Origin of the sequence: Stutzerimonas sp. FeSN7, from assembly GCF_030263795.1 — a bacterium.
Taxonomy (GTDB): domain Bacteria; phylum Pseudomonadota; class Gammaproteobacteria; order Pseudomonadales; family Pseudomonadaceae; genus Stutzerimonas; species Stutzerimonas stutzeri.
The window spans coordinates 4648250-4675059 of record NZ_JARPMN010000001.1 but is presented as its reverse complement, the minus strand read 5'-3'; the positions used below and the strand labels follow the sequence as shown (position 1 = coordinate 4675059).

Below are 26810 nucleotides of genomic sequence, written 5' to 3'. Positions count from 1 at the left end.
CTACTCGGCGGGTAGGATCGGGGTATTTTGCCAAATCAGGAAGTCTTCTTCAGAGTGTCCTTAACAGCTGGCGTTGATGGTTTGTCGCTGCACTGGAGATGAGCCAGATCAACCCCAAGGGCGGTGGCCAGCACAATGTATTTGAGTGGGTGGTGCGTATGCCTTGGCCTCCGTAGCAGCTTGGTGACCCAAGTCGCGGGTAGATCTGCGGGTGACTCTCCTAGAATCGAGTATTCCCAAGCTGCAGGCAGAGCGTTGAAAACGCCGGCCATATGTGCGGCCAAACGGCATAGATCCAGCCGGTGCGATGCGCCATGGGTCAGGCCTAACTCTACAGCTCTTTGAACAAGGCAAGAGCGCACTGCAGTGGGTGAAAGAGGTTTGAGGTCTAGCGCAAGCAATTGCATTGATCGGAGCGCTATTTGACGCAGCACTGGATAAGCCTCCAGATCAGCATCGACCTGATATGAATGAGCTTGTACATCGTCTTCGTCAGGCAGGTGGAGCTGCCATGAGTTGCGGCTATACCAACTGGGATCCACCACCTTGAGCGAATGGCCGTGGTGGGGACATACCAATACACCGGGAAGCTGGTGAACACGGTGCCAGTACGCTGCGCCAACCCGAACGATATCCTCATTGAGGCAAGCAGGACAGAATCGTACTCTCGAAGCGACCTCGATCCGACTGGCGTTGACTCCTAATTTCAGCATCAGCCACTTGCCGGCCCCGGCCATTGAGGTACGAGCATGCCGCACCTGATCGTCGGTGAGAAAGGGCGCGTAATAGGGCAGAACGGTATGGCATGTAATTATTTTGGATACCGAGAGATCCGTGGCAGGTGGAAGTGACTCGGCTAAGTCACCCAATCGACAGGGAAACGCTACGTTCTGTGTGTATGAGATTGCAGCCCTATCGCCAGCGAAAGCGGCTTTTCGGCTATGCCCGCCACAAAGCCGGGCATAGCGGGATAGGACACTGTGAAGCGTCTCGTCGGGGAACGCAGCAGGGAAGAAATGGAATTTCAGCTCCATTACACGACCCTCGAATCATAATCGGCGGTAGGCCGGCGAGAACTCGAAGAGATCCCTGGTTATCCAGCCAGCTGACTTCAGTTCTGCAAGGGTGTCGGGATGCTCGCTGAACACCTTCGCTTCAGAAGCCTCCACGGCAACTGCTGAAGGCGCATTAGGTTTGCTCACAGTAGCTTCCGGTAACGCAGTATTTGCCCGTGCAGCTGGAGTTACGCCTCGAAGCAAAGCGAGACGGTCTGCTCGCCCAAGTCCGTTGAACGCCATCATTTCCATCAACTGCTCCTCTATGGGAAGCAGGTCGTCGAACTTGCGCATGCGACTAGGGTCGCGACTACGCAGAGCCGATAGCGCTGGCCTGAGTATTTGCATCTTGGAATTGCTTACTTTGACGATCGTCTCGGCAGTCAGACACTCGGAGCCACTCTGAATTGCATAGCGCTGGCTCAGCACCAATAACTTAACCAGGAAGTCAGTCACACCCTGGGTGTGCTCGTACAGCGCGTCAAAAATCTCAGGAGTCAGTTCAGCCGCCTGCTTGCACCACTGATAGCTCCAAAGGTTCTCGACCAGAAAACGCCACTCGTCATCCTCCTTCTCGAAGCGCTTGAACTCGATCATCCCCCCACCGCAACTGCGCCTGGCGACACGCATTACGTCCGAGAACAGACTGACCATCGAATTCGTCCCGATGAACACGACCGGGATACCGATATTGTTCACCAGGTGAAGGAAGAAATTCAGCATGCTTTCCTTACCCCCGGTCTTGGCCAGGTGAAGGTTCTGCAGCTCATCAATGAGCAAGGCGCCGATAAAAAACGTGCTGGCTACCTGTTCCATCTGCTGAAGCGCATCGTTGATATTTCGATGCCGGTGGCGCTTGTGGTAGTCCTGATCGCCGAGTGCCTGGCCAACCGCGTGGAAGAACTGCTGACAAAATCCAGCCAACGAGCCATCTCGTGGACAATCAAGCTTGAGCCAGGTGATCTGGGTGTGGACGAATTGCTGACCCTCATAACGCTCATGTCGGATCGTCTGAGGGTACAAGCTTAAAATGGCATGCAGTGCGGTGGACTTCCCAATACCACTCAGTCCCACAACGCTGAAAGTGTCAGCTGTTGATTTGAAAGCATCGTGATAGCGCTGAGCCCCTGACAAAGAATGCAGGTGCCTGACTGTGGAGGCGCTAGTTGGATTACGGCCAACATATCCACGACGGATCAGCAGAGATAACAGGGACTCTAGCTCTAGGTGCAGCAGAAACGGCTGCACAACCGTCCTCAAGCGATCAATACAGTGAATCCGCATTGCCCCGTCGAGCTCTAGCTCCTCAGGTGCTACCGGCTGGGGAAAATTTGATATCAGCTCGGCAGCCGCCGCTTCGTCAAGAATTGGTGGCAGCGCTTCGATCAGAGGGTTTCCCGCGTACTCAGTGATGGCCTGCTTCGTATAGCTCGCAAGAGCTTTAGCACCTCTCATTTGGGCTGCCCCGGGCGAACTCTTTTGAGTAAATCGATAACCTGCGCGGTGCGCGGCCCAGCGTACGACTCTCTGACAATGGAAGGGCTCTGAGCATCAGGTTGAACGGGATCCGCACGTATACCGTCAGGTACAGTCGCTTGCTCTCGCTCCAATAACCGCTCTTCCGTACGATTCTCGCGGATATTAGCCACTGCTTCAGCCTTAGAGCCGGCTGCGGGTTCAAGCTTTTTCTCGGCCATTGCATTGCCGACAATTTGCTCAACTTTATCGACCAAGCCAACTTGGCTTTCCCGTTCAGCTCGTTTGTGAGCTGGCGGCACTTGCCTGTAGGCCTCCAAGAGGTCGTAGATCTCGTCCGAGCGATAATCCGCATACTTCGCATCCGACCTCCGCAGGTCGCAACGCAGGAACTCCTTGTTCTCGTCCTGGATCCAGATGTGCGCCGCAGAGTTCGGATCAAACCAGCAATCAATCGCCCAGACGCCATTGCGACGCGCTTTTGCGAACCAGTTTTTTTCGATAGCCATCTCGCAGAGATAATGCATGCCGCGAAACAACACGCCACCTTTTTGGACGGTGGCCCTTTCCCGAGGCAGCAGATTGAGATAAATCAGCTCGTCAGGTCGCTTGTTAGGCTGGATAAGGTCGTTCTCTAACGCCCACCGCCAAATCCCCATCGGAGTGGGCTCCACGCCATCGTTCATCATCGCCTGGGTAAGACGATCCGGCTGTCGGTGGAAACGGTTGTAGTGAAGAATGCACTCGATGAGGACTTGGGTGAACTCCTTCAAATTCAGCGTCGCGTCGAGCCGATAATCACGCTCACCGCGTTCCTTCTCTCGGGCTGCTACTCCGCCGGGGAGCCACCTAATACCGGTTAAGTCGTTCAGGATGCCGAAGCGGCTCTCGACCATCGGTTTCCAATCCGGTCGGTATGGCGGGGCCGTCCCCATATCGATACCCAGGCCAGACGCGAGCCCCTCAGCAGCAGCCCCCAACATTTCACCTCTATCGGCGTAGATTTGATGTGGCAGATGACGACAGTCCCAATCCTCAGGAGTGATATCAACACCGTTTTGCGCGCAGAACTCCACCTTGGAGGTGAACGCGTTGAACAGCGCCTGTCGAGCTCCGTTCCAGCTAGGCCCCTCAAGGCCTACATAAAGGCCAACGATCATCCCTGAGAAACTGTCGACTACGATGTACACCACGGGGCGACCGATAAGCATTCGTCGGGAGTAGCTGTTGACCAAGTAAATGTCAGCGATGGTCGCGTCGATCTCGAATTGATGACAAGGACCTCTAAGCCAGTCGCGGACGGTACCGGATAATGGACGGCAATCCTTCAGCCACTTCGTCAACCCCATGCGTCCACGATCAGTCTCGGTATCATCAAAGAACTGCTTTCCCCAATAATTAAACTGGTTAAACGTCGGAATTTCAGATTGAGGAAGCAATACGACCTCGTTTTCGGGATTTTTAGAAAGCCGCTTCTCCGAATAATATTTATTGAGCATTTTGTTGTACGCGCTATCAATCGTCGACTTCTTGTTCTTTACGTAAAGCGCGTAACAAACTCGGATACACTTCTTGTCGATATCGCTTAGTAATTTGGCAGGCGACACTAACACCCCTTGAAACCTTGGCTTTCGTCCCGGCGGCTTATCAGCGGAGTAATTACGACTCCCAACACCTACAGCAGAATAGTTGTTAAGAAGCGCATTTCTTACTTGCCCGTAAAACCAGTATCGATACAACAAACGATATAGCGTTTTACGCTGCACACCCGCCTCAGCGGCGCGATCACTTACCAATCGGCCCATCTCGCCATGAACAAATATTTGCCCTGGATAGGCCGGGTCCAAAAGTGGCGCAATCAGAGCCCATTTTTGGTCTCTATCACGCCTCGCGCGCTCGTCGAGATCTTCTTCCAAAACCAGTAGAAATTCTGGCACTGCCATCACCACAGGCTTTGTATCGCCTGATACCAATGACACCCTGAATTCCTCAAGACCAATCGAATACGGCTTCCTAGGAGGATCCGTTAGATCCATAACAATCAGTGCGTCGTGCTTCTCGTCGAGGTGAATTGCTCTCGCCATAGTAGAGAGCAAGGAGAGTTCCGTGACAGGCTCAAAGACGTCATTAACTGAAATTTTCATGACGACTTCTCGCTCAGTGTGGATATTTCAGTGGGATAAAAAACACTGAAGTCTGGCAAAGGTGACTTGAGCTGTAACGGCGCACCACTTAATTCAATCCTAATAGTTTTCCGCCAGATCAAATTAAAGAAAATGTCGCGAGCATCGGTATACGGTATGGATAATCGGTGTCCAATCTTGCGCAAGCTCTCCGACGTTGACCAAGGGCAACCCTTTATTGATTCAAGTATCTCGATGAATTGCAAATGCAGCGGGACATCCATCAAGGCACGAGGCAATTTGGCAAATTTGCGAAGAAATACGAGATTCAGGATCAAATCGGGCGTAAACAACTCCTCCGTTACGATGCTCCAGTCTACACCTTGGCTCACCCAGAACCGTCTCTCGACTTCGAGTTTTTCTAACGTGCGAGCACAGCCTTTTCCTTGAAAGTCTTTCGCGTATTTGATCGTCCTGGCAACGGACTTTACGTCTCCATTTGGCTGCTTTACAGACAGCAAAAAGTCAGTGGTCATTACCATAGGAACAGAGGTCGTTTTGTATTTTGGATACCGTACACCGATAGCCCTGGCGATCGCCTGGGTGCTCTCCACCGGCAGTAGGGGATACTGCTCGCGGATATCTACAACGTCCTCTGAAAACTCACAGAGTAAAAAGTACGCCCGTTCAAGGTCGGATAAGAGGTGATGAATTCGATCAATCTTAACACCTTGGATTTTCCAGGAACGCCCCATCGAAGGGACATCCTGAACACGTAACCAAGGCACATACTCAGCTCCGGCGCCAGCTCCAAACCCATTGGCGATGTGCCGTTCGATATCCTGATTTGAAGCAAACCTACGACCTCGCACCCGCCCTCCTAAGTCCGTCCGGACCGCTCCCCTCGTTCGGCAAGAGAGTAGTTATAGGAAAACATGAGCTAACAAGCTGCCATGTCGTAGGGCTTTCCAGAATACTCCTGCTGAAAATTAAGGTTCATCGCGCTTTCCCGGGGAAGGCAGCCTTGATTTTCAGGAAGAAGTATTCCGAGTCCCGAAAACCATAGGCCATACGCTTGATCACCTTGATGCGGTTGTTGACGCCCTCAAGGACGCTGGTATGCATGTGGAAGTTGGCACTGGCGAGGATGCCTCGGGCGTATTTGCGCAGGTTGCGAGCGAATCGCTGTAGCGGCGCGAGGCCGCTGTCCCGGGCGTGCCGCAACCAGGTTCGCCAGCGGCGCCAGCCCTCTCGTACGCTGGGGGCGAACCAGACATCCTTCAGCGCATCCTTGAGGACATAGACCGTAGCCAGCGGCTGGTTGGCCGCGAGTAGTTCTTGAAGCTGCACGGCTTGTCCGTCCTTCAGGTTGTTGCGATTGCGCAGCAGCAGCCAGCGGCTTTGCTTGACCGCCTTTCGTGCCGGCTTGTCTTCGCGCAGGAGGTTGGCCTGGTCAACCCGGATACGGTCGATCACATCCCGACCGTAGCGCGCGACGACGTGAAACAGGTCGTACACCACTTCGGCTTGCGGGCAATGCTTCTTCACCTCCAGGTCGAAAGCCGTGTTCATGTCCATGGCCACCGCCTCAATCTGCTGGCAGTGCTCGCCGAGCAATTCAAAGAACGGGCGGATCGCCTCACGGCTGTTGCCGTGGCCGACCCACAACACCCGCGTTCGCTCGGCGTCCATGATGACCGTGGCATAGCGATGCCCCTTGTGCAGGGCGAACTCGTCCATCACCAACCGGCGGACACCGCTTGAATCGAAGGTGCCTACCTCGGCTTGAAGGCGTCGTTTATCGAGCGTTTTGAGGGTGTGCCAGTGCAGGCCGGTGAGCTGGCTGACGTGGCTGATCGGCAGCAGCCGCAGCAGGCTTTCGAGCCAGACCCGTAACCGCCGGGTCAGGCGAGATGCAGGCTCCAGCCAGTCGATCCGCTCGGTCACCCGCCCACAACTCAGGCAATCGACTCGGCGCACGGGTAGTTGAAGCAAGACGCGCTGATCGAACAGATCACGATCGCGCACCAGACGAATCCGGCGCTCGTGAATCAACGGGCTGAGCTGACCACAACGCCCGCACCTGGGCACTGAACCGGCTTGAGGCTCAAGCTCAATCAGAAGGGAGTTGTTGGCGGATGAACGGCAGGCAACGGCGTCATAGCCTGGCCAGAACGAGGCAAGATCAATAGGATGCACGGCGACAGCAGGGACAGGTGGATGGTTGGTTTGGCGACTACCAATTTACCTGCTTCCCTGACTGTCAACTCGCTCTTCCCCCAGAGTCCGCGAAGAACCAAAATTAAGGCAGCGGCTCCTGACAAACGGCCTAGCATAAAAACAGAAAACCCTTTTAGATACAGGGGCTTACGGTTAGTGTCAAACTATAATAGCTTGTGTCAGACTTTATTATTTTGTGTCAATCTTTATTCCGTGAAGCCAACCTATCGCAGCCTGCTGGTGCCTTACTCCACGGTAACCGACTTGGCCAGGTTGCGCGGCTGGTCGACGTCGGTGCCGCGCAGCACGGCGACGTAGTACGACAGCAGCTGCAGCGGCAGGGTGTAGAGAATCGGCGCCAGCGCATCGTGGATATGCGGCATGTTCACCAGGAAGATGCCCTCGCCGTTTTCGAAACCCGCCTCGCGATCAGCGAAGACGATCAGCTCGCCGCCACGGGCGCGCACTTCCTGCAGGTTGGACTTGAGCTTCTCCAGCAGTTCGTTGTTCGGCGCCACGGTCACCACCGGCATGTCGGCGTCGACTAATGCCAGCGGGCCGTGCTTGAGCTCACCGGCCGGATAGGCCTCGGCGTGGATGTAGGAGATCTCCTTGAGCTTGAGCGCGCCTTCCATCGCCACGGGATACTGCGCGCCGCGGCCGAGGAACAGCGTGTGGTGCTTCTCGGCGAAATGCTCGGCGATCTTCTCCACCGTGGCATCCATGGCCAGCGCCTCACCCAGGCGCGTCGGCAGGCGCCGCAGCTCGTCGACCAGCTCCGCTTCGCGCGCCACGCTCAGCGTGCCGCGTACATGCCCCAGTGCCAGGGTCAGCAGCATCAGCCCGACCAGCTGAGTGGTGAACGCCTTGGTCGAGGCGACGCCGATCTCCGGCCCGGCCTGGGTCAGCAGGGTCAGGTCCGACTCCCGCACCAGCGAGCTGATGCCAACGTTGCAGATAGCCAAGCTGGCCAGATAGCCGCCGTCTCCACTGGCCAGCTGCTTGGCATTGCGCAGGGCCGCCAGGGTGTCGGCCGTCTCGCCGGACTGGGAAATGGTGACGAACAGCGTGTCCGGCTGCACCACCACCTTGCGGTAGCGGAACTCGCTGGCGACCTCCACCTGGCAAGGGATACCGGCCAGCTCTTCCAGCCAGTAACGCGCCACCATGCCGGCGTGATAGCTGGTGCCGCAGGCGACGATCTGCACGTTGCGCACCTTGGCGAACAGCTCGCCGGCCTGCGGACCGAAGGCCTCCACCAGCACCTGGCGATCGCCCAGACGGCCTTCCAGGGTGCGCTGCACGACCTTGGGTTGCTCGTGGATTTCCTTGAGCATGAAGTGGCGATACTCGCCCTTGTCAGCCGCCTCGGCGCCTTCGTGATACTGCACGGCCTCGCGCTGCACCGGCTGGCCATTGACGTCCCAGACCTGCACGGCGTCGCGGCGAATCTCGGCGATATCGCCTTCTTCCAGATACATGAAACGGTCGGTCACCTGCCGCAACGCGAGCTGGTCGGATGCGAGGAAGTTCTCGCCGAGGCCCAGGCCGATCACCAGCGGGCTGCCGCTGCGCGCAGCGAGCAGGCGATCCGGTTGTTTGGCGCTGATCACTGCCAGGCCATAGGCGCCGTGCAGTTCCTTGACCGCTTCCTTCAGCGCGGCGGTCAGGTCGCCCAGCGCATCGAGCTTGTGGTGCAACAGGTGGACGATGACCTCGGTGTCGGTATCGGAGAGGAACACGTACCCCAGCGCCTTCAGCCGGGCGCGCAGTGCCTCGTGGTTCTCGATGATGCCGTTGTGCACCACCGCCAGGTCGTCACCGGAGAAATGCGGATGGGCGTTGCGCTCGCAGGGCGCGCCGTGGGTCGCCCAGCGGGTGTGGGCGATACCCAGGCGACCGACCAGCTGGGTCTGCTGCTGAGCCGTTTCCAGTTCGGCCACCTTGCCGTTGCGACGCAGCCGTTCGAGCCTTCCGCTGTCGCTCAGCACGGCGACACCGGCGCTGTCATAGCCACGGTATTCCAGGCGCTTGAGGCCTTCGAGAAGAATTGCGGTGATGTTGCGTTCGGCGACAGCGCCAACGATGCCACACATACTCAGGTCTCCGGATGGGGTTCGACGGCCACGCAGATCAGTTTGACGCCGCGGGCCAGGATGCTGGTGCGCGCCTCGTCGCTGAGGCGCTCATCGGTAATCAGGGTGTGTACGCTGCTCCAGGGCAGCTCGAGATTGGGGATGCGCCGGCCGATCTTGTCGGCCTCGGCGAGCACGATGACCTCCCGCGCGACATCGGCCATGACCCGGGATAACCCTAGCAGCTCGTTGAAGGTGGTGGTGCCACGCTCCAGATCGATGCCGTCGGCCCCGATGAACAGCTGATCGAAGTCGTAGGAACGCAGTACCTGTTCGGCCACCTGGCCCTGGAAGGACTCCGAATGCGGGTCCCAGGTGCCACCTGTCATCAAAAGTACAGGCTCGTGCTCCAGTTCGCGCAGGGCATTGACCACGTTCAGCGAGTTGGTCATTACCACCAGCCCGTGCTTGTGGCCGAGTTGGGGAATCATCGCCGCGGTAGTGGTGCCGCTGTCGATGATGATCCGCGCGTGCTCGCGGATGCAGCCGACCGCGGCACGGGCGATGGCCTGCTTGTAGGGCGAGACGGGCTGCACGCTGTCGCCGATCAGCTCCTGGGGCAGTGGCACCGCACCGCCGTAGCGACGCAGCAGCAGGCCGTTCTTTTCCAGAGCGGCGAGGTCCTTGCGGATCGTGACCTCGGAAGTTTCGAAGCGCCGCGACAGCTCGTCGACACTGACCTCGCCGCGCTCGTTGAGCAGGGCGAGGATGGCATGACGGCGTTGCGGTGTGTTGCGCTTCGACATTGCTATGTTTCGATTCGAAAGTTAATGGTGCGAATCAAAACATATGCATTCGCTGCCTGCAAGCGTGGCATCGGCCGAAGCGAAAAGCGGTGCGTCCGCTCAGTTGAGCGTGAGCTTGACGCCGAAGCCGACCAGGAACAGCCCGGCGAGCTTCTCCAGCCCGCGCGCGATTCGCGGATTGGCCCGCATGCGCTCGGCGAGACGATGGGTCAGCAGGACCACCAGCAAGCCGTAAAGAAAGGTCAGCAGCATGATGGTGACCGCCATGAAGGCGAAGGTGACCAACCCCTGATGGCGCTGGGGATCGATGAACAGCGGGAAGAATGCCATGTAGAAGACGATGGCCTTGGGATTGAACAGGGTGATCACCAGCGTCTGCCAGAGGTACTGGCGCGGCCGGATGGTCAGCGTCGGTGCGGCGCCCGGCTTGGCCAGCAGCATGCGCGCACCGAGCCAGATCAGGTAGGCGGCTCCCAGCAACTGCACCAGATGGAAAGCCGTCGGATAGGCCTTGAGCAACGCGGCAACACCGGCGACCGCAAGCCACATCAATACCTGGTCGCCGAAGATGATGCCGAAGGTGGAGGCCAGCCCGCCGCGAACGCCACCCTTGCCGGTCGAGAGGATCAGCGCGAGATTGCCCGGCCCGGGAATGGCGAGAAGGATGATGAAGGCCACCACGAAAGCGCCGTAGTCGGTCACACCGAACATTCCATTCCCCTTCTGCCGAACCACTGCGGGGCGTCACAAGCCCTTTGCGTGGCCGCGGCGAATCCGACAGCCGGCTCGCCGGGCCGGCCCTGTTTCACTTCTTGGTCGGCCGTTGCCAGCCATCGATATTGCGCTGGCGCCCGCGGCCGAGCGCGAGGGTATGCGCCGGCACGTCGTCGGTAATGGTCGAGCCTGCACCGGTAGTCGCGCCGTCGCCCAGATTCAGCGGTGCCACCAGCGAGCTGTTGGAGCCGATGAAGACGTCCTCGCCCATCACCGTGCGGAACTTGTTGGCACCGTCGTAATTGCAGGTGATGGTGCCGGCGCCGATGTTGCTCCGCGCGCCGATCTCGGCGTCACCCAGATAACTCAGGTGGCCGGCCTTGGCGCCATCGCCGAGGCTCGCATTCTTCATCTCGACGAAGTTGCCCACATGCGCCTTGGCGCCCAGCAGACTGCCGGGTCGCAGCCGGGCGAAAGGCCCGCAATCGGCACCCTCGCCCATCACGGCCCCTTCGAGATGGGAGTTGGCCTTGACGACCGCGCCACGGCGCAGGGTACTGTCCTTGATCACACAGTTAGGGCCGATCTGCACATCATCCTCGATAACCACCCTGCCCTCGAGCACCACGTTGACGTCGATCAGCACGTCACGGCCCACGCTGACCTCGCCACGCAGATCGAAGCGCGCCGGGTCGCGCAGCGTCACGCCCTGCGCCATCAGGCGGCGCGCGGCACGCAGCTGGTAGTGACGTTCCAGCTCGGCGAGCTGGATGCGGTCGTTGGCGCCCTGCACTTCCATGGCATCCGCCGGCTGCTCGGTAGCCACCCGCAGGCCATCGGCAACGGCCATGGCAATCACGTCGGTCAGGTAGTACTCACCCTGAGCATTGCTGTTCGACAGACGCCCCAGCCATTCGCCGATGCGGCTGCCGGGCACGGCAAGGATGCCGGTATTGCCTTCGCGGATGGCGCGCTGGTCGGCGCTGGCATCCTTGTGCTCGACGATCGCCTGCACCTCGCCACGCCCGTCACGGACGATCCGGCCGTAGCCGGTCGGGTCGTCCAGCGTCACCGTCAGCAGTGCCAGCTGCTCGGGCCCGACCTTTTGCAGCAGACGCTGCAGGGTCTCGGCTTCGATCAGCGGCACATCGCCATAGAGAATCAGCACGCGCTCGGCCGAGAGGTGCGGCAGCGCTTGCGCCACTGCATGACCGGTGCCCAGCTGTTCGGCCTGGACGACGAAATTGAGATCATCACCGGCCAGGCGCTGACGCACCTGCTCGGCGCCATGGCCGATCACTACCTGGATGCTGCGCGGCTGCAGCGCGCGCGCAGTGGCGATGACGTGGCCAAGCATGGACTGGCCGGCGACCGGATGCAGCACCTTGGGCAGCGCCGAACGCATGCGGGTGCCCTGTCCGGCGGCGAGAATGACGATATCGAGGGACATGAAGCGATTCCTGAACGGGATCGGTGCGACCGCGCTTCGCCCGTTGCGAGCGGTACAAGGCGTCTTTACCGACGAATGACAGAAAAAGAAAAAGGGTAGCCAAGGCTACCCTTTTACTCGTGCGCGATGAAGTCGCTAAGCCGATCAGTGCCGACCGTACTTCTTGCGCATCTGCTCGATGGTACGCAGCTGAGCTGCGGCCTCGGCCAGACGTGCGGCCGCGGAACCGTAGTCGAAATCCGCGCCCTTCTCGTGCAGGGCCTTCTCGGCAGCCTTGACGGCGGCCTGAGCAGCAGCCTCGTCGATGTCCTTGGCGCGCGTAGCGGTATCGGCGAGGACCTTCACCATGTTCGGCTGAACTTCGATGAAGCCGCCGGAGATGTAGAAGATCTCTTCCTCGCCACCCTGCTTGATCACCCGCACCGGACCGGGCTTGAGATCGGTCAGCAGCGGCGCGTGACCCGGCAGGACGCCGATGTCACCAAGGTTTCCGTGGGCGATGACCATTTCCACCAGCCCCGAGAACAGCTCTTCTTCCGCACTGACGATGTCGCAATGGACTGTCATAGCCATGTTCATGCCTCGGTAATCAGCCCGACCAGCAGCGGCCGGTCAGGCTGGATTGGCGCCCGCAAGCGGGCGCGCCAGTTACAGTTTCTTGGCCTTCTCGATGGCTTCGTCGATGCTGCCGACCATGTAGAACGCCTGTTCCGGCAGATGGTCGTAGTCGCCATTGAGGATGCCGGAGAAACCACGGATGGTTTCCTTCAGCGGAACGTACTTGCCCGGCGAACCGGTGAAGACTTCGGCCACGAAGAACGGCTGGGACAGGAAGCGCTGGATCTTACGAGCGCGGGATACCAGCTGCTTGTCCTGCTCGGACAGTTCGTCCATACCCAGGATCGCGATGATGTCCTTCAGCTCCTTGTAGCGCTGCAGCACGTACTGAACGCCGCGAGCGGTGTCGTAGTGCTCCTGGCCGATGACCAGCGGATCCAGCTGACGGGAAGTCGAGTCGAGCGGATCGACCGCCGGGTAGATACCCAGGGAAGCGATGTCACGCGACAGTACGACGGTAGCGTCGAGGTGGGCGAAGGTGGTCGCCGGGCTCGGGTCGGTCAGGTCGTCCGCGGGAACGTATACGGCCTGCACGGAGGTGATCGAACCGTTCTTGGTGGAGGTGATGCGCTCCTGCAGAACGCCCATCTCTTCGGCCAGCGTCGGCTGATAACCTACCGCCGAAGGCATACGGCCCAGCAGGGCGGATACTTCGGTACCGGCGAGGGTGTAACGATAGATGTTGTCGACGAACAGCAGAACGTCACGACCTTCGTCACGGAACTTCTCGGCCATGGTCAGACCGGTCAGCGCAACACGCAGACGGTTTCCTGGCGGCTCGTTCATCTGGCCGTAGACCAGGGCCACCTTGTCCAGAACGTTGGAGTCCTTCATCTCGTGATAGAAGTCGTTACCTTCACGAGTACGCTCACCCACACCGGCGAACACGGAGTAACCGCTGTGCTCCATCGCGATGTTACGGATCAGCTCCATCATGTTTACGGTCTTGCCTACACCGGCACCACCGAACAGACCGACCTTACCGCCCTTGGCGAACGGGCAGACCAGGTCGATAACCTTGATGCCGGTTTCCAGCAGCTCGTTGCCGCCAGCCTGTTCGGAATAGGACGGCGCAGCGCGGTGGATGGTCCAGCGCTCTTCTTCGCCGATCGGGCCGGCTTCGTCGATGGGGTTACCCAGGACGTCCATGATGCGACCCAGGGTCTGCTTGCCGACCGGTACGGAGATACCGGTGCCGGTGTTGACGACGTCCAGGCCACGCTTGAGGCCTTCAGTCGAACCCATGGCGATGGTACGGACAATGCCGTCGCCCAGCTGCTGCTGGACTTCCAGGGTGGTCTCGGCGCCCTGAACTTTCAGTGCGTCATAGACGTTCGGTACCAGATCGCGCGGAAATTCCACGTCGATAACGGCGCCGATGATTTGAACGATACGTCCGCTACTCATGTTTGGTTCCTCTGAATATTTGAACCGTTCTTAAACCGCGGCAGCGCCGCCGACGATTTCCGAAATTTCCTGAGTGATCGCAGCCTGACGGGCCTTGTTGTAGACCAGTTGCAGGTCGCTGATCAGCTCACCGGCGTTGTCGGTTGCGTTCTTCATGGCAATCATCCGCGCGGCCTGTTCGGCTGCGCCGTTCTCAACCACGGCCTGATAGACCTGGGACTCGATGAAACGAACCAGCAGGGCATCCAGCAGCTGCTGGGCGTCCGGCTCGTAGAGGTAGTCCCACTGACCTTTCTTCACCGGCTCGGCACTGTCGTCTGCAGCCAGGGGCAGCAGCTGATCGAGCGTCGGCTTCTGGGTCATGGTGTTGATGAACTTGTTGGATACCAGGTACAAGCGATCGATACGGCCCTCGTGGAAGCCGTCCAGCATGACCTTGACGCTGCCGATCAGATCGTTGATCGATGGCTCTTCGCCGAGGTTGCCGATCGCTGCTACGACGTTGCCGCCGAAGCTGCGGAAGAAGCTCGCACCCTTGTTGCCGATCACGCAGAGGTCGACTTCGACCTTCTGGTCGTGCCACTCCTTCATGTTCTTGATCAGGACCTTGAACAGGTTGATGTTCAGGCCACCGCACAGACCACGATCAGTAGACACGACGATATAGCCGACACGCTTGACCGGACGCTCCACCATGAACGGGTGACGGTATTCCGGGTTGGCGTAGGCCAGATGGCCGATTACCTGCCGGATCCGCTCCGCATAAGGGCGGCTGGCAGCCATGCGCATCTGTGCCTTGCGCATCTTGCTGACCGCCACCTTTTCCATGGCGCTGGTGATCTTCTGCGTGCTTTTGATGCTCGCAATCTTGCTGCGAATCTCTTTTGCGCCTGCCATTTGACACCTATCGGGTTAGCAGGCGGGAGCCTCGCGGCTCCCGCTGCGGCTTACCAGCTCTGCGTGGCCTTGAACTTCTCGATACCAGCCTTCAGGCCAGCGTCGATTTCGTCGTTGAAGTCGCCCTTCACGTTGATCTTCGCCATCAGGTCGGCGAACTCGCGGTTGAAGAAGGCGATCAGGGCCTGCTCGAAGGCGCCAACCTTGGCCACTTCCACGTCCGCCAGATAGCCACGCTCGGCGGCATACAGGGACAGGGACATGTCGGCGATGGACATCGGCGCGTACTGCTTCTGCTTCATCAGCTCGGTAACGCGCTGACCATGCTCCAGCTGCTTGCGGGTCGCTTCGTCCAGGTCGGAAGCGAACTGGGCGAATGCAGCCAGTTCACGGTACTGAGCCAGTGCGGTACGGATACCACCGGACAGCTTCTTGACGATCTTGGTCTGCGCCGCACCACCCACGCGGGATACCGAAATACCGGCGTTGACGGCCGGACGGATGCCTGCGTTGAACATGGCCGATTCCAGGAAGATCTGACCGTCGGTGATGGAAATCACGTTGGTCGGAACGAACGCGGAAACGTCGCCAGCCTGGGTTTCAATGATCGGCAGAGCGGTCAGGGAACCAGTTTTGCCCGTCACAGCACCGTTGGTGAACTTCTCGACGTACTCTTCGGAAACGCGGGAAGCGCGCTCCAGCAGACGGCTGTGGAGATAGAACACGTCGCCCGGGTAGGCTTCACGTCCCGGCGGACGGCGCAGCAGCAGGGAAATCTGGCGGTAGGCCACGGCCTGCTTGGACAGATCGTCATAGACGATCAGTGCGTCTTCGCCGCGGTCGCGGAAGTATTCGCCCATGGTGCAGCCGGCGTACGGAGCCAGGTACTGCAGCGCAGCGGACTCGGAAGCCGAAGCAGCCACCACGATGGTGTTCTGCAGGGCACCGTGCTCTTCCAGCTTGCGCACTACGTTGGCGATGGTCGACTGCTTCTGACCGATAGCCACGTAGACGCAGCGGATGCCGCTGTTCTTCTGGTTGATGATGGCGTCGATAGCCAGGGCGGTCTTACCGATCTGACGGTCACCGATGATCAGCTCACGCTGGCCACGGCCTACCGGGATCATGGCGTCGACCGACTTGTAACCGGTCTGCACCGGCTGGTCGACAGACTTACGCCAGATCACGCCAGGCGCGACTTTCTCGACCGCGTCGGTGGCCTGGGCATTGATCGGGCCCTTGCCATCGATCGGGTTGCCCAGCGCATCGACCACGCGACCCAGCAGTTCCGGACCAACCGGAACTTCGAGGATACGGCCGGTGCACTTGGCGCTCATGCCTTCGGTCAGGCCCAGGTAGTTACCCAGAACCACGGCACCTACGGAGTCTTGCTCCAGGTTCAGTGCCATGCCGAAGATGCCGCCAGGGAACTCGATCATCTCGCCGTACATGACGTCGGCCAGACCGTAGATGCGTACGATACCGTCAGAAACGCTGACGACGGTGCCCTCGTTACGGGCTTGAGCAGCGACATTCGATTTCTCGATGCGCTGCTTGATGATTTCACTAATCTCGGAAGGATTCAGTTGCTGCATGCCATGACCCTCAAATCAGGATTTCAACGATTCGGCCAACTGGCTCAGTTTGCCGCGGACCGAACCGTCGACAACCACGTCACCGGCGCGAATCAACACGCCGCCGATCAGAGCAGGATTCACGACCTGCTGGAGGTTGACGGTGCGATCTAGCCGCTTCGACAGGGCGGCAGCCAAAGTTTGGAGTTGCGCGTTGCTGAGCTCGAAGGCGGTTTCAATTTCTGCCTCGAGCGTTTTCTCGGCTTGCGCCTTGATGTCCTCGTACAGCTCCCATACGGTCGGCAGGACCGACAGGCGATCGTTTTCGCCAAGGGTCTGAACGTAGTTGCGGAACGCTTCGTCGGCATCGTCACCAAGTACGCGTACCAGCGCCTGGACCTTGCTCTCGCTGGTCAGACGGGGATCGTTCAGCAACGCTGCGACTTCTGGGACTTCAACAGCGACGGCGGCCAGGTTCAGCATTTTCGACCAGGAATCGGTCTGTCCTGCGGCGCTGGCAAACTCGAAAGCGGCTTTCGCGTAAGGCCGAGCAAGCGTCTGGGTATTGATCATCGCTTGCCTCGCTTAGAGTTGGGAGGCCAGTTTTTCGACCAGTTCGTTGTGTACCTTGGCGTCCACCTGGGACTCCAGGATCTTCTCTGCACCGGCGACGGCAAGAGCCGCTACCTGGCTGCGCAGTTGGTCCCTGGCACGGTTCACTTCCTGTTCGATCTCGGCGCGGGCGCCGGCGACCAGTCGCTCGCCTTCCACACGTGCCTGCTGCTTGGCTTCCTCGATGATCGCGTTGGCGTGCTTGTTCGCCTGCTCGATGATCTGGGCTGCCTGCTCCTTGGTCTCGCGGAGGGTGTGGGACACCTTGTCCTGAGCCAGTTTCAGGTCCTGCTGCGCACGGCCTGCCGCATCCAGTCCTTCGGCGATCTTCTTCTGGCGCGCTGCCATGGCTGCCGTGATTGGCGGCCAGACGAGCTTCATACAGAACCAGACGAAGATAGCGAAGGCGAGCGTTTGACCGAACAGCGTCAAGTTAATGTTCACAGCGATTTACCTCGTGCTATCTCGTTCAACGCGGGAGTCAATCCACGGCGACGGGGCTCGCCCGGCGAACCCCATCTCAAACCGGAAAGTGATTAACCGGCGACAACGAAGATGAGGTACATCGCGATACCAACGCCGATCATCGGTACGGCGTCGAGCAGACCGGCCATCAGGAAGGTCTTGGTTTGCAGCTGAGGAGCCAGCTCGGGCTGACGAGCAGTGGATTCCAGCAGTTTGCCACCCAGCAGGGCGAAGCCGATGCCGGTACCCAGGGCACCCAGACCGATCATGATAGAGGCGGCGATGTAGACGAGTTCCATGTAAAGCTCCTGAAGCTAAGGGGGGTTAAGGTTTTGGGTAAAACGAAACGGTTGTAACGGTTCAGCTGTTACGGCGTGAGCTCGGCGTGCCCATGGTCTTCATGGGCAGAACTCAGGTACACCACGGTCAGAACCATGAAAATGAACGCCTGAAGCGGGATCACCAGGATGTGGAAGATCGCCCAGGGCACATTCAGGGTCCACTGCACGTAGAACGGCAGCAGCGCGATGAGGATGAACACCACCTCACCGGCGTACATGTTGCCGAACAGACGCAGCGCGAGGCTGAGCGGCTTGGTCAGCAAACCGAGGATTTCCAGGAACAGGTTGAACGGCACCAGCGACCAGTGGTTGAACGGGGTGAACGCCAGTTCTTTGGTGAAACCGCCGAAGCCCTTGACCTTGAAGCTGTAGAACAGGATCAGGATGAACACGCCGAGCGACAGACCGAAGGTACCGTTCGGGTCGGCGGTCGGGACGATCTTGAATGCCGGCAGGCCCAGCAGATGAGCGATGCCCGGAATGTAGTCCACTGGAATCCACTTCAGGCTGTTCATCAGGAACACCCAGACGAAGATGGTCAGTGCCAGCGGAGCGATCAGCGGGTTGCGGCCGTGGAAGGTGTCCTTGACCACGCCTTCGACGAACTCGACGCACATTTCGACCAGATTCTGCAGCTTGCCCGGTACGCCGGCAGTGGCGGCCTTGGCGGCGCTGCGGAACAACAGGATGAAGATGGCGCCCATCAGCAGCGACCAGCCGAGGGTATCCAGGTGGACGGCCATGAAGCCCATGTCGCGCGCTTCGGCGCCGGTCTGGGCGATGGTCCAGGTGGCCTGATCGAGAATGGAGCCATCAGCACGCTCGTAACCCGCTGGCAGCTTGCCGTAGGTGAGGTTTTGCAGGTGATGCTGGATATATTCAGCGGGGGTACTCGCCATAAACGCCTCAATGCTCAATGCTTCGGATTGTTTTTCATCAGCAGGAGCGCGCTTGCTCCAACACCCAGCACCAGCAGATAGCCGGCAAACAAGGCGATCGGTTCCAGCGGTTTCACTCCCACGAACACCAACGCAAACAGCGCTGCTGCCAGAATCTGTTTACCCATCTCGCCAGACCAGAAGGACTGGATGATTGCCCGGGTCGAACGTGCGCCAAAGTAACGAAAGGCCTTGTACGCGAAATACACGTTCGCCGACAGTGCAATCAGACCGCCGCAAAGCGCGGAGTAGCCGGCGACCATACCAAATACCAGGCCACATGACACAGCGGTCGCTACCACGACCATCGCCTGCATCAGCAATACGCGGAAAGCCGGGAGGCGATGGAAGGGTGTCTTGTTGCGTATGTTCACCTGAATTCCATCACTGCAGCGGGCCGCGTAAATAATTGTCCGCAGTCAAAAAAGCGCGGCGAGTATAGGAGCAGGCCAGCCGGGGTTCAACTCTCCGGTAGTATTTTCCGACCGGCACTACAAACATTTTGTATCAACGAATGTGCGCCAGAACGCCCTGCAATTCATCCAGGGAACTGTAGCGAATCACCAGCTGGCCTTTGCCCTTCTGCCCATGCTTGATCTGCACCGGCGAGCCCAGGCGTTCCGCCAGACGCTGTTCCAGACGGCTGATATCGGGATCGACCTTGACCTCGGCCTTCGGCTTTTCCTTGCTGCTCAGCCATTGGCGTACCAGGGCTTCGGTCTGGCGGACCGTCAGCCCACGTGCGACAACATGCCGCGCGCCCTCGACCTGCTGGTCAGCCGGCAAACCAAGCAAGGCGCGGGCGTGCCCCATTTCCAGATCGCCATGGGACAACAGCGTCTTGATTTCCTCGGGTAGGGCGATCAGGCGCAGCAGGTTGCTCACCGAGACCCGCGACTTGCCCACGGCATCGGCCACCTGCTGTTGAGTAAGCTGGAATTCCTGCTGCAGCCGCTGCAAGGCCACCGCTTCTTCGATCGGGTTGAGATCCTCGCGCTGGATGTTCTCGATCAGCGCCATGGCGATGGCGGCTTCGTCCGGAACCTCGCGAACCAGCGCCGGCACACGTTCCAGGCCGGCCTGCTGGCTGGCGCGCCAGCGTCGCTCGCCGGCGATGATCTCGTAGCGGCCGCCCTCGACCGGACGCACGACGATGGGCTGCATCACGCCGTGATTGCGGATCGACTGCGCCAGTTCTTCCAGCGCCTGCGGATCCATGTCGCGACGGGGCTGATACTTGCCGCGCTGAACCAGCTCCAGCGGTAACTGTTGCAGTTCGCGGGTGTCGACCTTGGCGGCCTCTTCCTGCATCGCCGAGACACTGGCGCCGCCGAGCAGGGCATCGAGTCCCCGTCCTAGACCTCTTTTCTTGGTCGCCATGAGTAGTCCTTATGCGAGAGCGCCACGAGCCGACTGGCGCTGGCGTCGCGACAGTTCGCCGGCCAGGGCCAGATAGGCCAGGGCACCCTTGGATTGCTTGTCGTAGACCAGCGCCGGCATGCCGTGGCTGGGGGCTTCGGCGAGCCGTACGTTGCGCGGAATCACGGTGTCGTACAGCTTGTCGCCGAAATGCGCCTTGAGCTGTTCGGAAACGTCGTTGGTCAGGCTGCTGCGCGGGTCGTACATGGTGCGCAGCAGACCTTCGATCTTCAGACTCGGATTGAGTGCCTGACCGATGCGCTGGATCGAGTTGACCAGATCGGACAAACCCTCGAGCGCGTAGTACTCGCACTGCATGGGGATGATCACGCCATCGGCTGCCGCCAGCGCGTTGATGGTCAGCATCGACAGCGACGGCGGACAGTCGATGAGAATGTAGTCGTAGTTCTCGCGTACCGGGGCCAGCGCTTCGCGCAGGCGCTTTTCCTTCGCCGGCAGATTGAGCAGGGCCACCTCGGCCGCCGTCAGGTCGCGGTTGGCCGGCAGCAGCTGGTAGCCGCCATGCTCGGAGAACTGCATGGCATCAACCAGGCTGCATTCGCCGATCAGCACATCGTAGATCGAGTATTCCAGGCCGAGCTTGTCCACACCGCTGCCGGTGGTGGCATTGCCCTGGGGATCGAGGTCGATCAGCAGCACCCGACGGCGCGTGGCGACCAGCGAAGCGGCCAGATTGATGCAGGTGGTGGTCTTGGCGACACCGCCTTTCTGGTTGGCAATGGCGAAGACTTTAGCCATGGTCAGTGTCTGTCCGGGTCATGAAGTGCGGCGCAGTATCAACAGATGGCGCTGGCCTTGGCAACCGGGAACCTTGAGCACGTGACAGGCATCGAGACGGAAGTCCTCGGGCAGGCGCTGTAACTCGTCATCTGGCTGCACGCCCTTCATGGCCAGCCAGCGGGTTTCGGCATTGCCCAGATGGCGGGTCCAGCTGGCGAAGTCCTCCAGCGAGCTGAAGGCGCGCGAGGTAATGCCGTCAAAGGCGATGGAGGGCTGGAACTGCTCGACGCGAGCGTGCACCACCTCAAGATTGGCCAGTTTCAGCTCCAGCTTCACCTGGGTGAGGAAACGTGTCTTCTTGCCGTTCGAGTCCAGCAGGGTGAACGCCCGTTCGGGAAACATGATCGCCAGCGGCACGCCGGGCATGCCGCCGCCGCTGCCGACGTCCAGCCAATTGCGCCCCCCTTCGGCCACGAAAGGCACCACGCTCAGGCTGTCGAGCAGATGGCGCGAGACCATCTCGTCCGGATCGCGCACGGCGGTCAGGTTATAGGCCTTGTTCCACTTGATCAGCAGCGCCAGGTAGGCCAGCAGCAGTCGTTGCTGGCGGTCGTCCAGGGGAATGCCGAGCTGCCCGGCCCCGCGTACGAGTTCTTCCGCATGGGATTCACTGACCAGACTCATCAGGCGCTCTGCTCCAGCTGCTGACCGGCGCTGCGCTTCTTCAGGTGGATCATCAGCAGGGACACGGCCGCCGGCGTGACGCCGGGGATTCGGGAGGCCTGACCGAGGGTCTGCGGGCGCGCCTGGCCGAGCTTGTGCTGGATCTCCTTGGACAGGCCGGAAATCGTCGCGTAGTCGAGGTCCGCGGGCAGTGCCACGTTCTCGCTGGCACGCAGCTTCTCGATCTCGTCCTGCTGCCGCTCGATGTAACCGGCGTACTTGGTCTTGATCTCGACCTGCTCGGCGACCTGCGGATCCGGTTCGCCCGGCCCGGTCAGTTCGATCAGGCTCTGATAATCGATTTCGGGACGAGCGAGCAGATTGAGCAGGTTGTACTCGCGGGCCAGCGGGCTGCCGAAGCGCTCGGCGATGGCATCGCCTTGCGGCGTGCCCGGGCGCACCCAGCTGTTCTTCAGACGCTGTTCCTCGCGCTCGATGCCCTCGCGCTTGGCGCAGAACGCCGCCCAGCGGGCGTCGTCCACCAGGCCGAGCTCGCGGCCCTTTTCGGTCAGGCGCAGGTCGGCATTGTCCTCGCGCAGGATCAGCCGGTACTCGGCGCGCGAGGTGAACATGCGATACGGCTCCTGCGTGCCGAGGGTGATCAGGTCATCGACCAGCACGCCGAGGTAGGCCTCATCACGCCGCGGACACCAGCTGTCCTTGCCCTGCGCGCGCAAGGCGGCGTTGGCGCCGGCGAGCAGCCCCTGGGCGCCGGCCTCTTCGTAACCGGTGGTGCCATTGATCTGCCCGGCAAAGAACAGCCCGCCAATGACCTTGGTCTCCAGGCTGTACTTGAGATCACGCGGATCGAAATAGTCGTATTCGATGGCGTAGCCCGGCCGCACGATGTGCGCATTCTCCATGCCACGGATGCTCTGCACGATCTGCAACTGCACGTCGAACGGCAGCGAGGTGGAGATGCCGTTGGGGTACAGCTCATGGGTGGTCAGGCCTTCCGGCTCGAGAAACACCTGATGGCTGTCCTTGTCGGCGAAGCGATAGATCTTGTCCTCGATGGACGGGCAATAGCGAGGCCCCACGCCTTCGATGACGCCGGAATACATCGGCGAGCGATCGAGGTTGGCGGCGATGATCTCGTGGGTGCGCGCGTTGGTGTGGGTGATCCAGCAGCTGACCTGCGGCGGATGCTGCTCTCGGCTGCCGAGAAAGGACATCACCGGCAGCGGCGTGTCGCCGGGCTGCTCGGTCATCTGCGAGAAGTCCACCGAACGGCCGTCGATGCGCGGCGGCGTGCCGGTCTTCAGCCGGCCGACGCGCAGCGTCAACTCGCGCAGACGCTTGGCCAGTGCGATCGAAGGCGGATCCCCGGCACGGCCCCCTGAATAATTCTGCAGCCCGATGTGGATAAGTCCGCCGAGGAAGGTTCCAGTGGTCAACACCACGGACGTTGCAAGAAAGCGCAGCCCCATCTGGGTAACGACGCCGCGCACTTCGTTCTGCTCAACGATCAGGTCATCAGCGGCCTGCTGAAATATCCACAGGTTCGGCTGGTTTTCCAGTAGCTCTCGAATGGCCGCCTTGTAAAGCACGCGATCAGCCTGTGCGCGGGTTGCCCGTACAGCTGGGCCCTTGCGGCTGTTGAGCACACGGAACTGGATGCCGCCCTTGTCGGTAGCAACGGCCATGGCGCCACCCAGGGCGTCGATTTCCTTGACCAGATGACTCTTGCCGATGCCGCCGATGGCCGGGTTGCAGCTCATCTGGCCCAGGGTTTCCACATTGTGGGTGAGCAGCAGGGTCTTGACCCCCATGCGTGCTGCAGCCAGTGCCGCTTCGGTACCGGCATGGCCGCCGCCGATCACGATCACATCGAAACGGGATGGGAAATCCACGTGCACCTCGTGCCTTGTGGGCTGGTCTGGAAAAACGGCCAAGTATAGAGACTTACCCAGGCTGAAAGAAGCGCCTTGGGCAAAATTTGATCAACGGAGGGTTGGCAGCCGAATAGAACAGAAAAAAGAAAAGAAAATATAAAAGAGCTTGTAGATATGTTTACTAATGGTGAAGCAGTTATCTGTGGATAAACATACAGAGCCCACTGTTCTCAAGGGCTCCAACGATGGATAAGGCTGTGCTCCGCCTGCGCGATACCGGTGTGGATCAAGTGCGCGGGCTGTTGATAACAGAGTGAACTGTGCACAGGGGATGTTATCCAGAGGGTATGCCCCGCGCTTATCTACCGAGCCGAAGGATGGTTATCAACAGACCTTAGGGAAGCCCATGGCCAACAGTGAATCGACCTCAGGGTTCTTTGTCGGCTCTGGGCGGATCGCTTCTTTCAAGCCACTCATCCAGCGTTACCGGGCTGCGATCGAGCACGCCATGCAGGGCGTCTTCGCCGTGTAGGCCGTCGAGCCGCGCGCCCGACATATAGGCGGCACGGCCGAGCAGGTGGCCGGCGATGGGAATGGTCAGCATGAGGAAGATCAATGTGGCCGAGCCAATGAACACGGCCTGTGCGTCGCCCATGTGTATCATCACGCCGAGCAGAATCAGCCCGGCGCCCACCGTGCCGGACTTGGTGGTGGCGTGAATGCGTTGCAGCGGGTCGGCAAAGCGCAGCAGCCCGAGCGTGGCAGCGAACAGGAAGACCACGCCGGCGAGCATGACCACCACGGCGATAAAGTCGATCATTGTTCTTTTTTCCCCTTGCGCATGATGAATACGGCGAAGGCACAGGTGCCGACGAATCCGATCAGACCGAGGCCGAACCCCACATCGAGAAACTCACGGCGCCCGGTCATGGCCGCCACCAGCGCGGCGATGGCCACGCCCACGCCGGTGAGCATGTCCAGTGCAACCACCCGATCGACCAGTGTGCGGGCGACGATCATCCGCCAGAGCGTCACTCCCAGTGGCAGCATGACGAGAACCAGCAGTGTTTCGATCATGCTCACCACCTCTCGATACGGGCGATGCGGCGTTCGAAGACCTGCTGGATCGACGCGATGATCTGCTCCGGCGTCCGCCCATCCAGGGCGTGCACGTAGAGCAGACGGCGATCGGCACTGACGTGCAGCGCGCAGTTACCCGGCGTCAGCGAGACCAGGCTGGCCAGCACGGCGATGCCCATATCGGTTCGCAGCGCGATTGGCACGGCGATGATCGAGCTGTGCATGCGCGGCTCCCGAGCGAAGGCCGCGCGGGCCACCGTTACGGAGGACACGATCAGCTCGTAGAAATAGATGCCGAGCAATTCGACGACATCCACCACACGACGCAGCAAGCCGGTATTCATGGGCGGGCCTCCGGAATCGACGCGGACGGCAGCACTGCCGACAGGTACGCGACCGGCTCCAGCAGGGCCGCCGCCGCGGTTTGCGAAAAGAGGATCAGCGGTTGCGGCATGAAGCCGATCGCCAGGGTCAGCGTGCCGAGCGCGGCGATCGCCAGCAGCATCGGCAAGGGCACCCGGCGGGCCTCGGTCCTTGGCAGCACTGGCTTCTTCCAGAACGCCTCCATCCAGATCTTGGTCATCGAATAGAGCGTCAGCAGGCCGACGAACAGGGCCAGCCCCGCCAGCCAGTGCTCGCCAGCGCGGAAGGTGGCATCGATCACCAGGAACTTGGCCCAGAACCCCGACAGCGGCGGCAAGCCGGCCAGCGACAAGGCCGGGATCAGGAACAGTGCCGCCAGCAGCGGGTTGCGGTACATCAGCCCCCCGCTCTTGCGCAGGTCGAAGGTGCCGCTGGCGCGGTGGATCGCTCCGGCAAGGAGGAACAGGTTCGCCTTCACGATGATGTGATGCAGGATGTAGAAGATCGCTCCGGTCAGGGCCGCCTGGGTGGAGATCGCCAGCCCGAGCAGCATGTAGCCGATCTGGCTGACGATGTGGAACGAGAGAATGCGCCTGACGTCCCACTGCACCGCCGCGCCGAACACGCCGAACAGCATGGTGCCGGCGGCCAGCACGGCGACGATCTCGCGGATGCCGCTGTCCTCGACGCTGAAGATCAGGGTGAACACGCGTAGGCAGGCGTACACCCCCACCTTGGTCAGCAACCCGGCGAAGATCGCCGAAACGGTGATCGACGCGGTGTGGTAGGACGCCGGCAACCAGAAGAACAGCGGAAAGTAACCGGCCTTGATGCCGAAGCCGCAGAGCAGCAGCAGGGCCGACAGGGTCAGGTTGATCGAGGGTTCGGTCTGCGGCAGAACCCGCGCGAGATCCGCCATGTTCAGCGTGCCGGTCGCCCCGTAGAGCAGTGCCACGCCGGTGAGGAAAAGCAGCGTGGAGAACAGGTTGAGGATCGCGTAGCGCACCGTCGCATCGAGCTGCGCGCGGTTGCGGCCGATGGCCAGGAGGCCCATCGCGGTGATCAGCATTACCTCGAACCACACATAGAGGTTGAAGATGTCGCCGGTGAGGAAGGCCCCGTTGACGCCGGCGAGCATGCCCAGCAGCAAGGGGTGGAAGCCGGCCCGCTCCTCGCGACGGCGGATGTCGGCCAGACCGAAGGTCATCACCGCGGCGGCCAGAATTCCGGTGATCGCCACCATCGCTGCCGCCAGGGCATCGGCGACGAAGACTATGCCGAACGGCGCCGCCCAGTCGCCGAAGCGGATCGCCAGAATCCCCTCGCGATACACCGCAACGAGCAACAGCAGCGAAGCAGCCAGCAGCAGGGTTATGCACAGGGCGCTGACCAGACGCTGGGCGCGACGACTTTTCCACAGGCAGGCTGCCAGCCCAGCACCGAGAATCGGCAGCAGGACCGGCCAGAGTGGTGCGTGCAGCGTCAGAAATCCTGTCATGGGCGATCCTTGCCTGCGGAGGTGGGCGAACCCAGCCGTTCAGCCGCATCGATCTGCCGCAGGTCCACGCTGCCCAGGCGACGGTAGGTCTGCAACGCCAGGGCGGCGAAGAAAGCAGTCAGCGAGAAGCCGATGACGATGGCCGTGAGTACCAGCGCCTGCGGCAGCGGATTGGCCGCATCGGCGGGCAGGCTGCTCTCCCCGGCGCGGATCACAGCCGGCATGTTGGTGACGATGCGGCCAGCGAAGAAGATCACCAGGTTGATCGCCGCCGAGAGCATGGTCACGCCCAGCAGCACACGGACGATATGCCGCGACAGGATGAGGTAGAGGCTGCAGCCGGCGAGCACGGCAATGCTCAGTGCGAAGAGCAGGTGCAT

At 60.4% G+C, this 26810-nt stretch carries 27 protein-coding genes; all 27 read right to left on the bottom strand.

Going from position 1 to position 26810, the window contains the following annotated elements; genetic code table 11:
- Nucleotides 1–35 precede the first annotated feature (35 nt).
- On the bottom strand, nt 36–1034 hold the full coding sequence (locus P5703_RS22250; protein ID WP_285589855.1) for a TnsD family Tn7-like transposition protein: 999 nt from the start codon (nt 1032–1034) through the stop codon (nt 36–38).
- A 15-nt stretch (nt 1035–1049) separates the two neighbouring features.
- The gene (locus tag P5703_RS22245) at nt 1050–2510 is read right to left on the bottom strand and encodes an AAA family ATPase (protein ID WP_003118400.1); all 1461 of its coding nucleotides are present in this window, start codon (nt 2508–2510) and stop codon (nt 1050–1052) included.
- Nucleotides 2507–4675, bottom strand: a complete 2169-nt coding sequence (locus P5703_RS22240; RefSeq protein ID WP_003290891.1) for a TnsB C-terminal domain-containing protein — start codon at nt 4673–4675, stop codon at nt 2507–2509. The genes P5703_RS22245 and P5703_RS22240 overlap by 4 nt, the downstream gene beginning before the upstream one ends.
- Nucleotides 4672–5526, bottom strand: a complete 855-nt coding sequence (locus P5703_RS22235; protein WP_285589850.1) for a TnsA endonuclease N-terminal domain-containing protein — start codon at nt 5524–5526, stop codon at nt 4672–4674. The genes P5703_RS22240 and P5703_RS22235 overlap by 4 nt, the downstream gene beginning before the upstream one ends.
- A gap of 124 nt (nt 5527–5650) precedes the next feature.
- Nucleotides 5651–6853, bottom strand: a complete 1203-nt coding sequence (locus P5703_RS22230; protein ID WP_161612779.1) for an ISL3 family transposase — start codon at nt 6851–6853, stop codon at nt 5651–5653.
- A 266-nt stretch (nt 6854–7119) separates the two neighbouring features.
- Complete coding sequence (gene glmS, locus P5703_RS22225) at nt 7120–8970, bottom strand: glutamine--fructose-6-phosphate transaminase (isomerizing) (protein WP_011915186.1); 1851 nt, start codon at nt 8968–8970, stop codon at nt 7120–7122.
- Nucleotides 8971–8972: 2 nt separating this feature from the next.
- The gene (locus P5703_RS22220; RefSeq protein WP_011915187.1) at nt 8973–9755 is read right to left on the bottom strand and encodes a DeoR/GlpR family DNA-binding transcription regulator; all 783 of its coding nucleotides are present in this window, start codon (nt 9753–9755) and stop codon (nt 8973–8975) included.
- A gap of 99 nt (nt 9756–9854) precedes the next feature.
- Nucleotides 9855–10466, bottom strand: a complete 612-nt coding sequence (locus P5703_RS22215) for a LysE family transporter (protein ID WP_011915188.1) — start codon at nt 10464–10466, stop codon at nt 9855–9857.
- A gap of 94 nt (nt 10467–10560) precedes the next feature.
- Nucleotides 10561–11919: a bifunctional UDP-N-acetylglucosamine diphosphorylase/glucosamine-1-phosphate N-acetyltransferase GlmU gene (gene glmU, locus P5703_RS22210; protein ID WP_011915189.1), complete on the bottom strand. Its 1359-nt coding sequence runs from the start codon at nt 11917–11919 to the stop codon at nt 10561–10563.
- Nucleotides 11920–12063: 144 nt separating this feature from the next.
- Entirely contained in the window at nt 12064–12492 is a 429-nt protein-coding gene (locus tag P5703_RS22205; RefSeq protein WP_020308359.1) for a F0F1 ATP synthase subunit epsilon, read from the bottom strand.
- A 75-nt stretch (nt 12493–12567) separates the two neighbouring features.
- Nucleotides 12568–13944, bottom strand: a complete 1377-nt coding sequence (gene atpD, locus P5703_RS22200) for a F0F1 ATP synthase subunit beta (protein ID WP_011915191.1) — start codon at nt 13942–13944, stop codon at nt 12568–12570.
- A 30-nt stretch (nt 13945–13974) separates the two neighbouring features.
- Complete coding sequence (atpG, locus tag P5703_RS22195) at nt 13975–14841, bottom strand: F0F1 ATP synthase subunit gamma (protein WP_011915192.1); 867 nt, start codon at nt 14839–14841, stop codon at nt 13975–13977.
- 50 nt (nt 14842–14891) lie between these two features.
- On the bottom strand, nt 14892–16436 hold the full coding sequence (gene atpA, locus P5703_RS22190; protein WP_019405952.1) for a F0F1 ATP synthase subunit alpha: 1545 nt from the start codon (nt 16434–16436) through the stop codon (nt 14892–14894).
- Between the two features lie 15 nt (nt 16437–16451).
- Nucleotides 16452–16988: a F0F1 ATP synthase subunit delta gene (locus tag P5703_RS22185; protein ID WP_285589843.1), complete on the bottom strand. Its 537-nt coding sequence runs from the start codon at nt 16986–16988 to the stop codon at nt 16452–16454.
- Nucleotides 16989–17000: 12 nt separating this feature from the next.
- A complete protein-coding gene (locus P5703_RS22180; protein ID WP_011915195.1) occupies nt 17001–17471 on the bottom strand; it encodes a F0F1 ATP synthase subunit B in 471 nt (156 codons plus the stop codon).
- 92 nt (nt 17472–17563) lie between these two features.
- Nucleotides 17564–17791 carry a F0F1 ATP synthase subunit C gene (gene atpE, locus P5703_RS22175; protein WP_003290909.1) on the bottom strand — a complete coding sequence of 76 codons (228 nt, stop codon included), beginning with the start codon at nt 17789–17791 and terminating at the stop codon, nt 17564–17566.
- Between the two features lie 68 nt (nt 17792–17859).
- Nucleotides 17860–18732 carry a F0F1 ATP synthase subunit A gene (gene atpB / locus P5703_RS22170; RefSeq protein ID WP_011915196.1) on the bottom strand — a complete coding sequence of 291 codons (873 nt, stop codon included), beginning with the start codon at nt 18730–18732 and terminating at the stop codon, nt 17860–17862.
- 14 nt (nt 18733–18746) lie between these two features.
- Complete coding sequence (locus tag P5703_RS22165; RefSeq protein WP_372587609.1) at nt 18747–19151, bottom strand: F0F1 ATP synthase subunit I; 405 nt, start codon at nt 19149–19151, stop codon at nt 18747–18749.
- A 127-nt stretch (nt 19152–19278) separates the two neighbouring features.
- Nucleotides 19279–20151: a ParB/RepB/Spo0J family partition protein gene (locus tag P5703_RS22160; RefSeq protein WP_011915198.1), complete on the bottom strand. Its 873-nt coding sequence runs from the start codon at nt 20149–20151 to the stop codon at nt 19279–19281.
- A gap of 9 nt (nt 20152–20160) precedes the next feature.
- The gene (locus tag P5703_RS22155; RefSeq protein WP_011915199.1) at nt 20161–20949 is read right to left on the bottom strand and encodes a ParA family protein; all 789 of its coding nucleotides are present in this window, start codon (nt 20947–20949) and stop codon (nt 20161–20163) included.
- Between the two features lie 18 nt (nt 20950–20967).
- Nucleotides 20968–21615: a 16S rRNA (guanine(527)-N(7))-methyltransferase RsmG gene (gene rsmG, locus P5703_RS22150; protein ID WP_013984549.1), complete on the bottom strand. Its 648-nt coding sequence runs from the start codon at nt 21613–21615 to the stop codon at nt 20968–20970.
- On the bottom strand, nt 21615–23507 hold the full coding sequence (mnmG, locus tag P5703_RS22145) for a tRNA uridine-5-carboxymethylaminomethyl(34) synthesis enzyme MnmG (protein WP_125882657.1): 1893 nt from the start codon (nt 23505–23507) through the stop codon (nt 21615–21617). The genes rsmG and mnmG overlap by 1 nt, the downstream gene beginning before the upstream one ends.
- A 409-nt stretch (nt 23508–23916) precedes the next feature.
- Nucleotides 23917–24309 carry a monovalent cation/H(+) antiporter subunit G gene (mnhG, locus tag P5703_RS22140; protein WP_045159521.1) on the bottom strand — a complete coding sequence of 131 codons (393 nt, stop codon included), beginning with the start codon at nt 24307–24309 and terminating at the stop codon, nt 23917–23919.
- Entirely contained in the window at nt 24306–24566 is a 261-nt protein-coding gene (locus P5703_RS22135; protein WP_011915203.1) for an MrpF/PhaF family protein, read from the bottom strand. The genes mnhG and P5703_RS22135 overlap by 4 nt, the downstream gene beginning before the upstream one ends.
- A 2-nt stretch (nt 24567–24568) precedes the next feature.
- Nucleotides 24569–24913, bottom strand: coding sequence for a Na+/H+ antiporter subunit E (locus tag P5703_RS22130; RefSeq protein ID WP_011915204.1), 345 nt, complete (start codon nt 24911–24913; stop codon nt 24569–24571).
- The gene (locus tag P5703_RS22125; RefSeq protein WP_192476865.1) at nt 24910–26430 is read right to left on the bottom strand and encodes a Na+/H+ antiporter subunit D; all 1521 of its coding nucleotides are present in this window, start codon (nt 26428–26430) and stop codon (nt 24910–24912) included. Before P5703_RS22125 ends, P5703_RS22130 begins: the two co-directional genes overlap by 4 nt.
- Nucleotides 26427–26810: a sodium:proton antiporter gene (locus P5703_RS22120; RefSeq protein WP_125872954.1), complete on the bottom strand. Its 384-nt coding sequence runs from the start codon at nt 26808–26810 to the stop codon at nt 26427–26429. The genes P5703_RS22125 and P5703_RS22120 overlap by 4 nt, the downstream gene beginning before the upstream one ends.

Bases quoted from the DNA above. Each gene is read 5' to 3' on its own strand.
- P5703_RS22120 (WP_125872954.1), bottom strand. From the start codon at position 26,810: ATGCACCTGCTCTTCGCACTGAGCATTGCCGTGCTCGCCGGCTGCAGC.
- P5703_RS22155 (WP_011915199.1), bottom strand. From the start codon at position 20,949: ATGGCTAAAGTCTTCGCCATTGCCAACCAGAAAGGCGGTGTCGCCAAG.
- P5703_RS22250 (WP_285589855.1), bottom strand. From the start codon at position 1,034: ATGGAGCTGAAATTCCATTTCTTCCCTGCTGCGTTCCCCGACGAGACG.
- atpG (WP_011915192.1), bottom strand. From the start codon at position 14,841: ATGGCAGGCGCAAAAGAGATTCGCAGCAAGATTGCGAGCATCAAAAGC.
- atpD (WP_011915191.1), bottom strand. From the start codon at position 13,944: ATGAGTAGCGGACGTATCGTTCAAATCATCGGCGCCGTTATCGACGTG.
- P5703_RS22245 (WP_003118400.1), bottom strand. From the start codon at position 2,510: ATGAGAGGTGCTAAAGCTCTTGCGAGCTATACGAAGCAGGCCATCACT.
- atpE (WP_003290909.1), bottom strand. From the start codon at position 17,791: ATGGAACTCGTCTACATCGCCGCCTCTATCATGATCGGTCTGGGTGCC.
- P5703_RS22130 (WP_011915204.1), bottom strand. From the start codon at position 24,913: ATGAATACCGGCTTGCTGCGTCGTGTGGTGGATGTCGTCGAATTGCTC.
- mnhG (WP_045159521.1), bottom strand. From the start codon at position 24,309: ATGATCGACTTTATCGCCGTGGTGGTCATGCTCGCCGGCGTGGTCTTC.
- P5703_RS22220 (WP_011915187.1), bottom strand. From the start codon at position 9,755: ATGTCGAAGCGCAACACACCGCAACGCCGTCATGCCATCCTCGCCCTG.
- P5703_RS22185 (WP_285589843.1), bottom strand. From the start codon at position 16,988: ATGATCAATACCCAGACGCTTGCTCGGCCTTACGCGAAAGCCGCTTTC.
- P5703_RS22205 (WP_020308359.1), bottom strand. From the start codon at position 12,492: ATGGCTATGACAGTCCATTGCGACATCGTCAGTGCGGAAGAAGAGCTG.
- glmU (WP_011915189.1), bottom strand. From the start codon at position 11,919: ATGTCCCTCGATATCGTCATTCTCGCCGCCGGACAGGGCACCCGCATG.
- P5703_RS22135 (WP_011915203.1), bottom strand. From the start codon at position 24,566: ATGATCGAAACACTGCTGGTTCTCGTCATGCTGCCACTGGGAGTGACG.
- P5703_RS22125 (WP_192476865.1), bottom strand. From the start codon at position 26,430: ATGACAGGATTTCTGACGCTGCACGCACCACTCTGGCCGGTCCTGCTG.
- atpB (WP_011915196.1), bottom strand. From the start codon at position 18,732: ATGGCGAGTACCCCCGCTGAATATATCCAGCATCACCTGCAAAACCTC.
- rsmG (WP_013984549.1), bottom strand. From the start codon at position 21,615: ATGAGTCTGGTCAGTGAATCCCATGCGGAAGAACTCGTACGCGGGGCC.
- P5703_RS22160 (WP_011915198.1), bottom strand. From the start codon at position 20,151: ATGGCGACCAAGAAAAGAGGTCTAGGACGGGGACTCGATGCCCTGCTC.
- atpA (WP_019405952.1), bottom strand. From the start codon at position 16,436: ATGCAGCAACTGAATCCTTCCGAGATTAGTGAAATCATCAAGCAGCGC.
- P5703_RS22240 (WP_003290891.1), bottom strand. From the start codon at position 4,675: ATGAAAATTTCAGTTAATGACGTCTTTGAGCCTGTCACGGAACTCTCC.
- P5703_RS22215 (WP_011915188.1), bottom strand. From the start codon at position 10,466: ATGTTCGGTGTGACCGACTACGGCGCTTTCGTGGTGGCCTTCATCATC.
- glmS (WP_011915186.1), bottom strand. From the start codon at position 8,970: ATGTGTGGCATCGTTGGCGCTGTCGCCGAACGCAACATCACCGCAATT.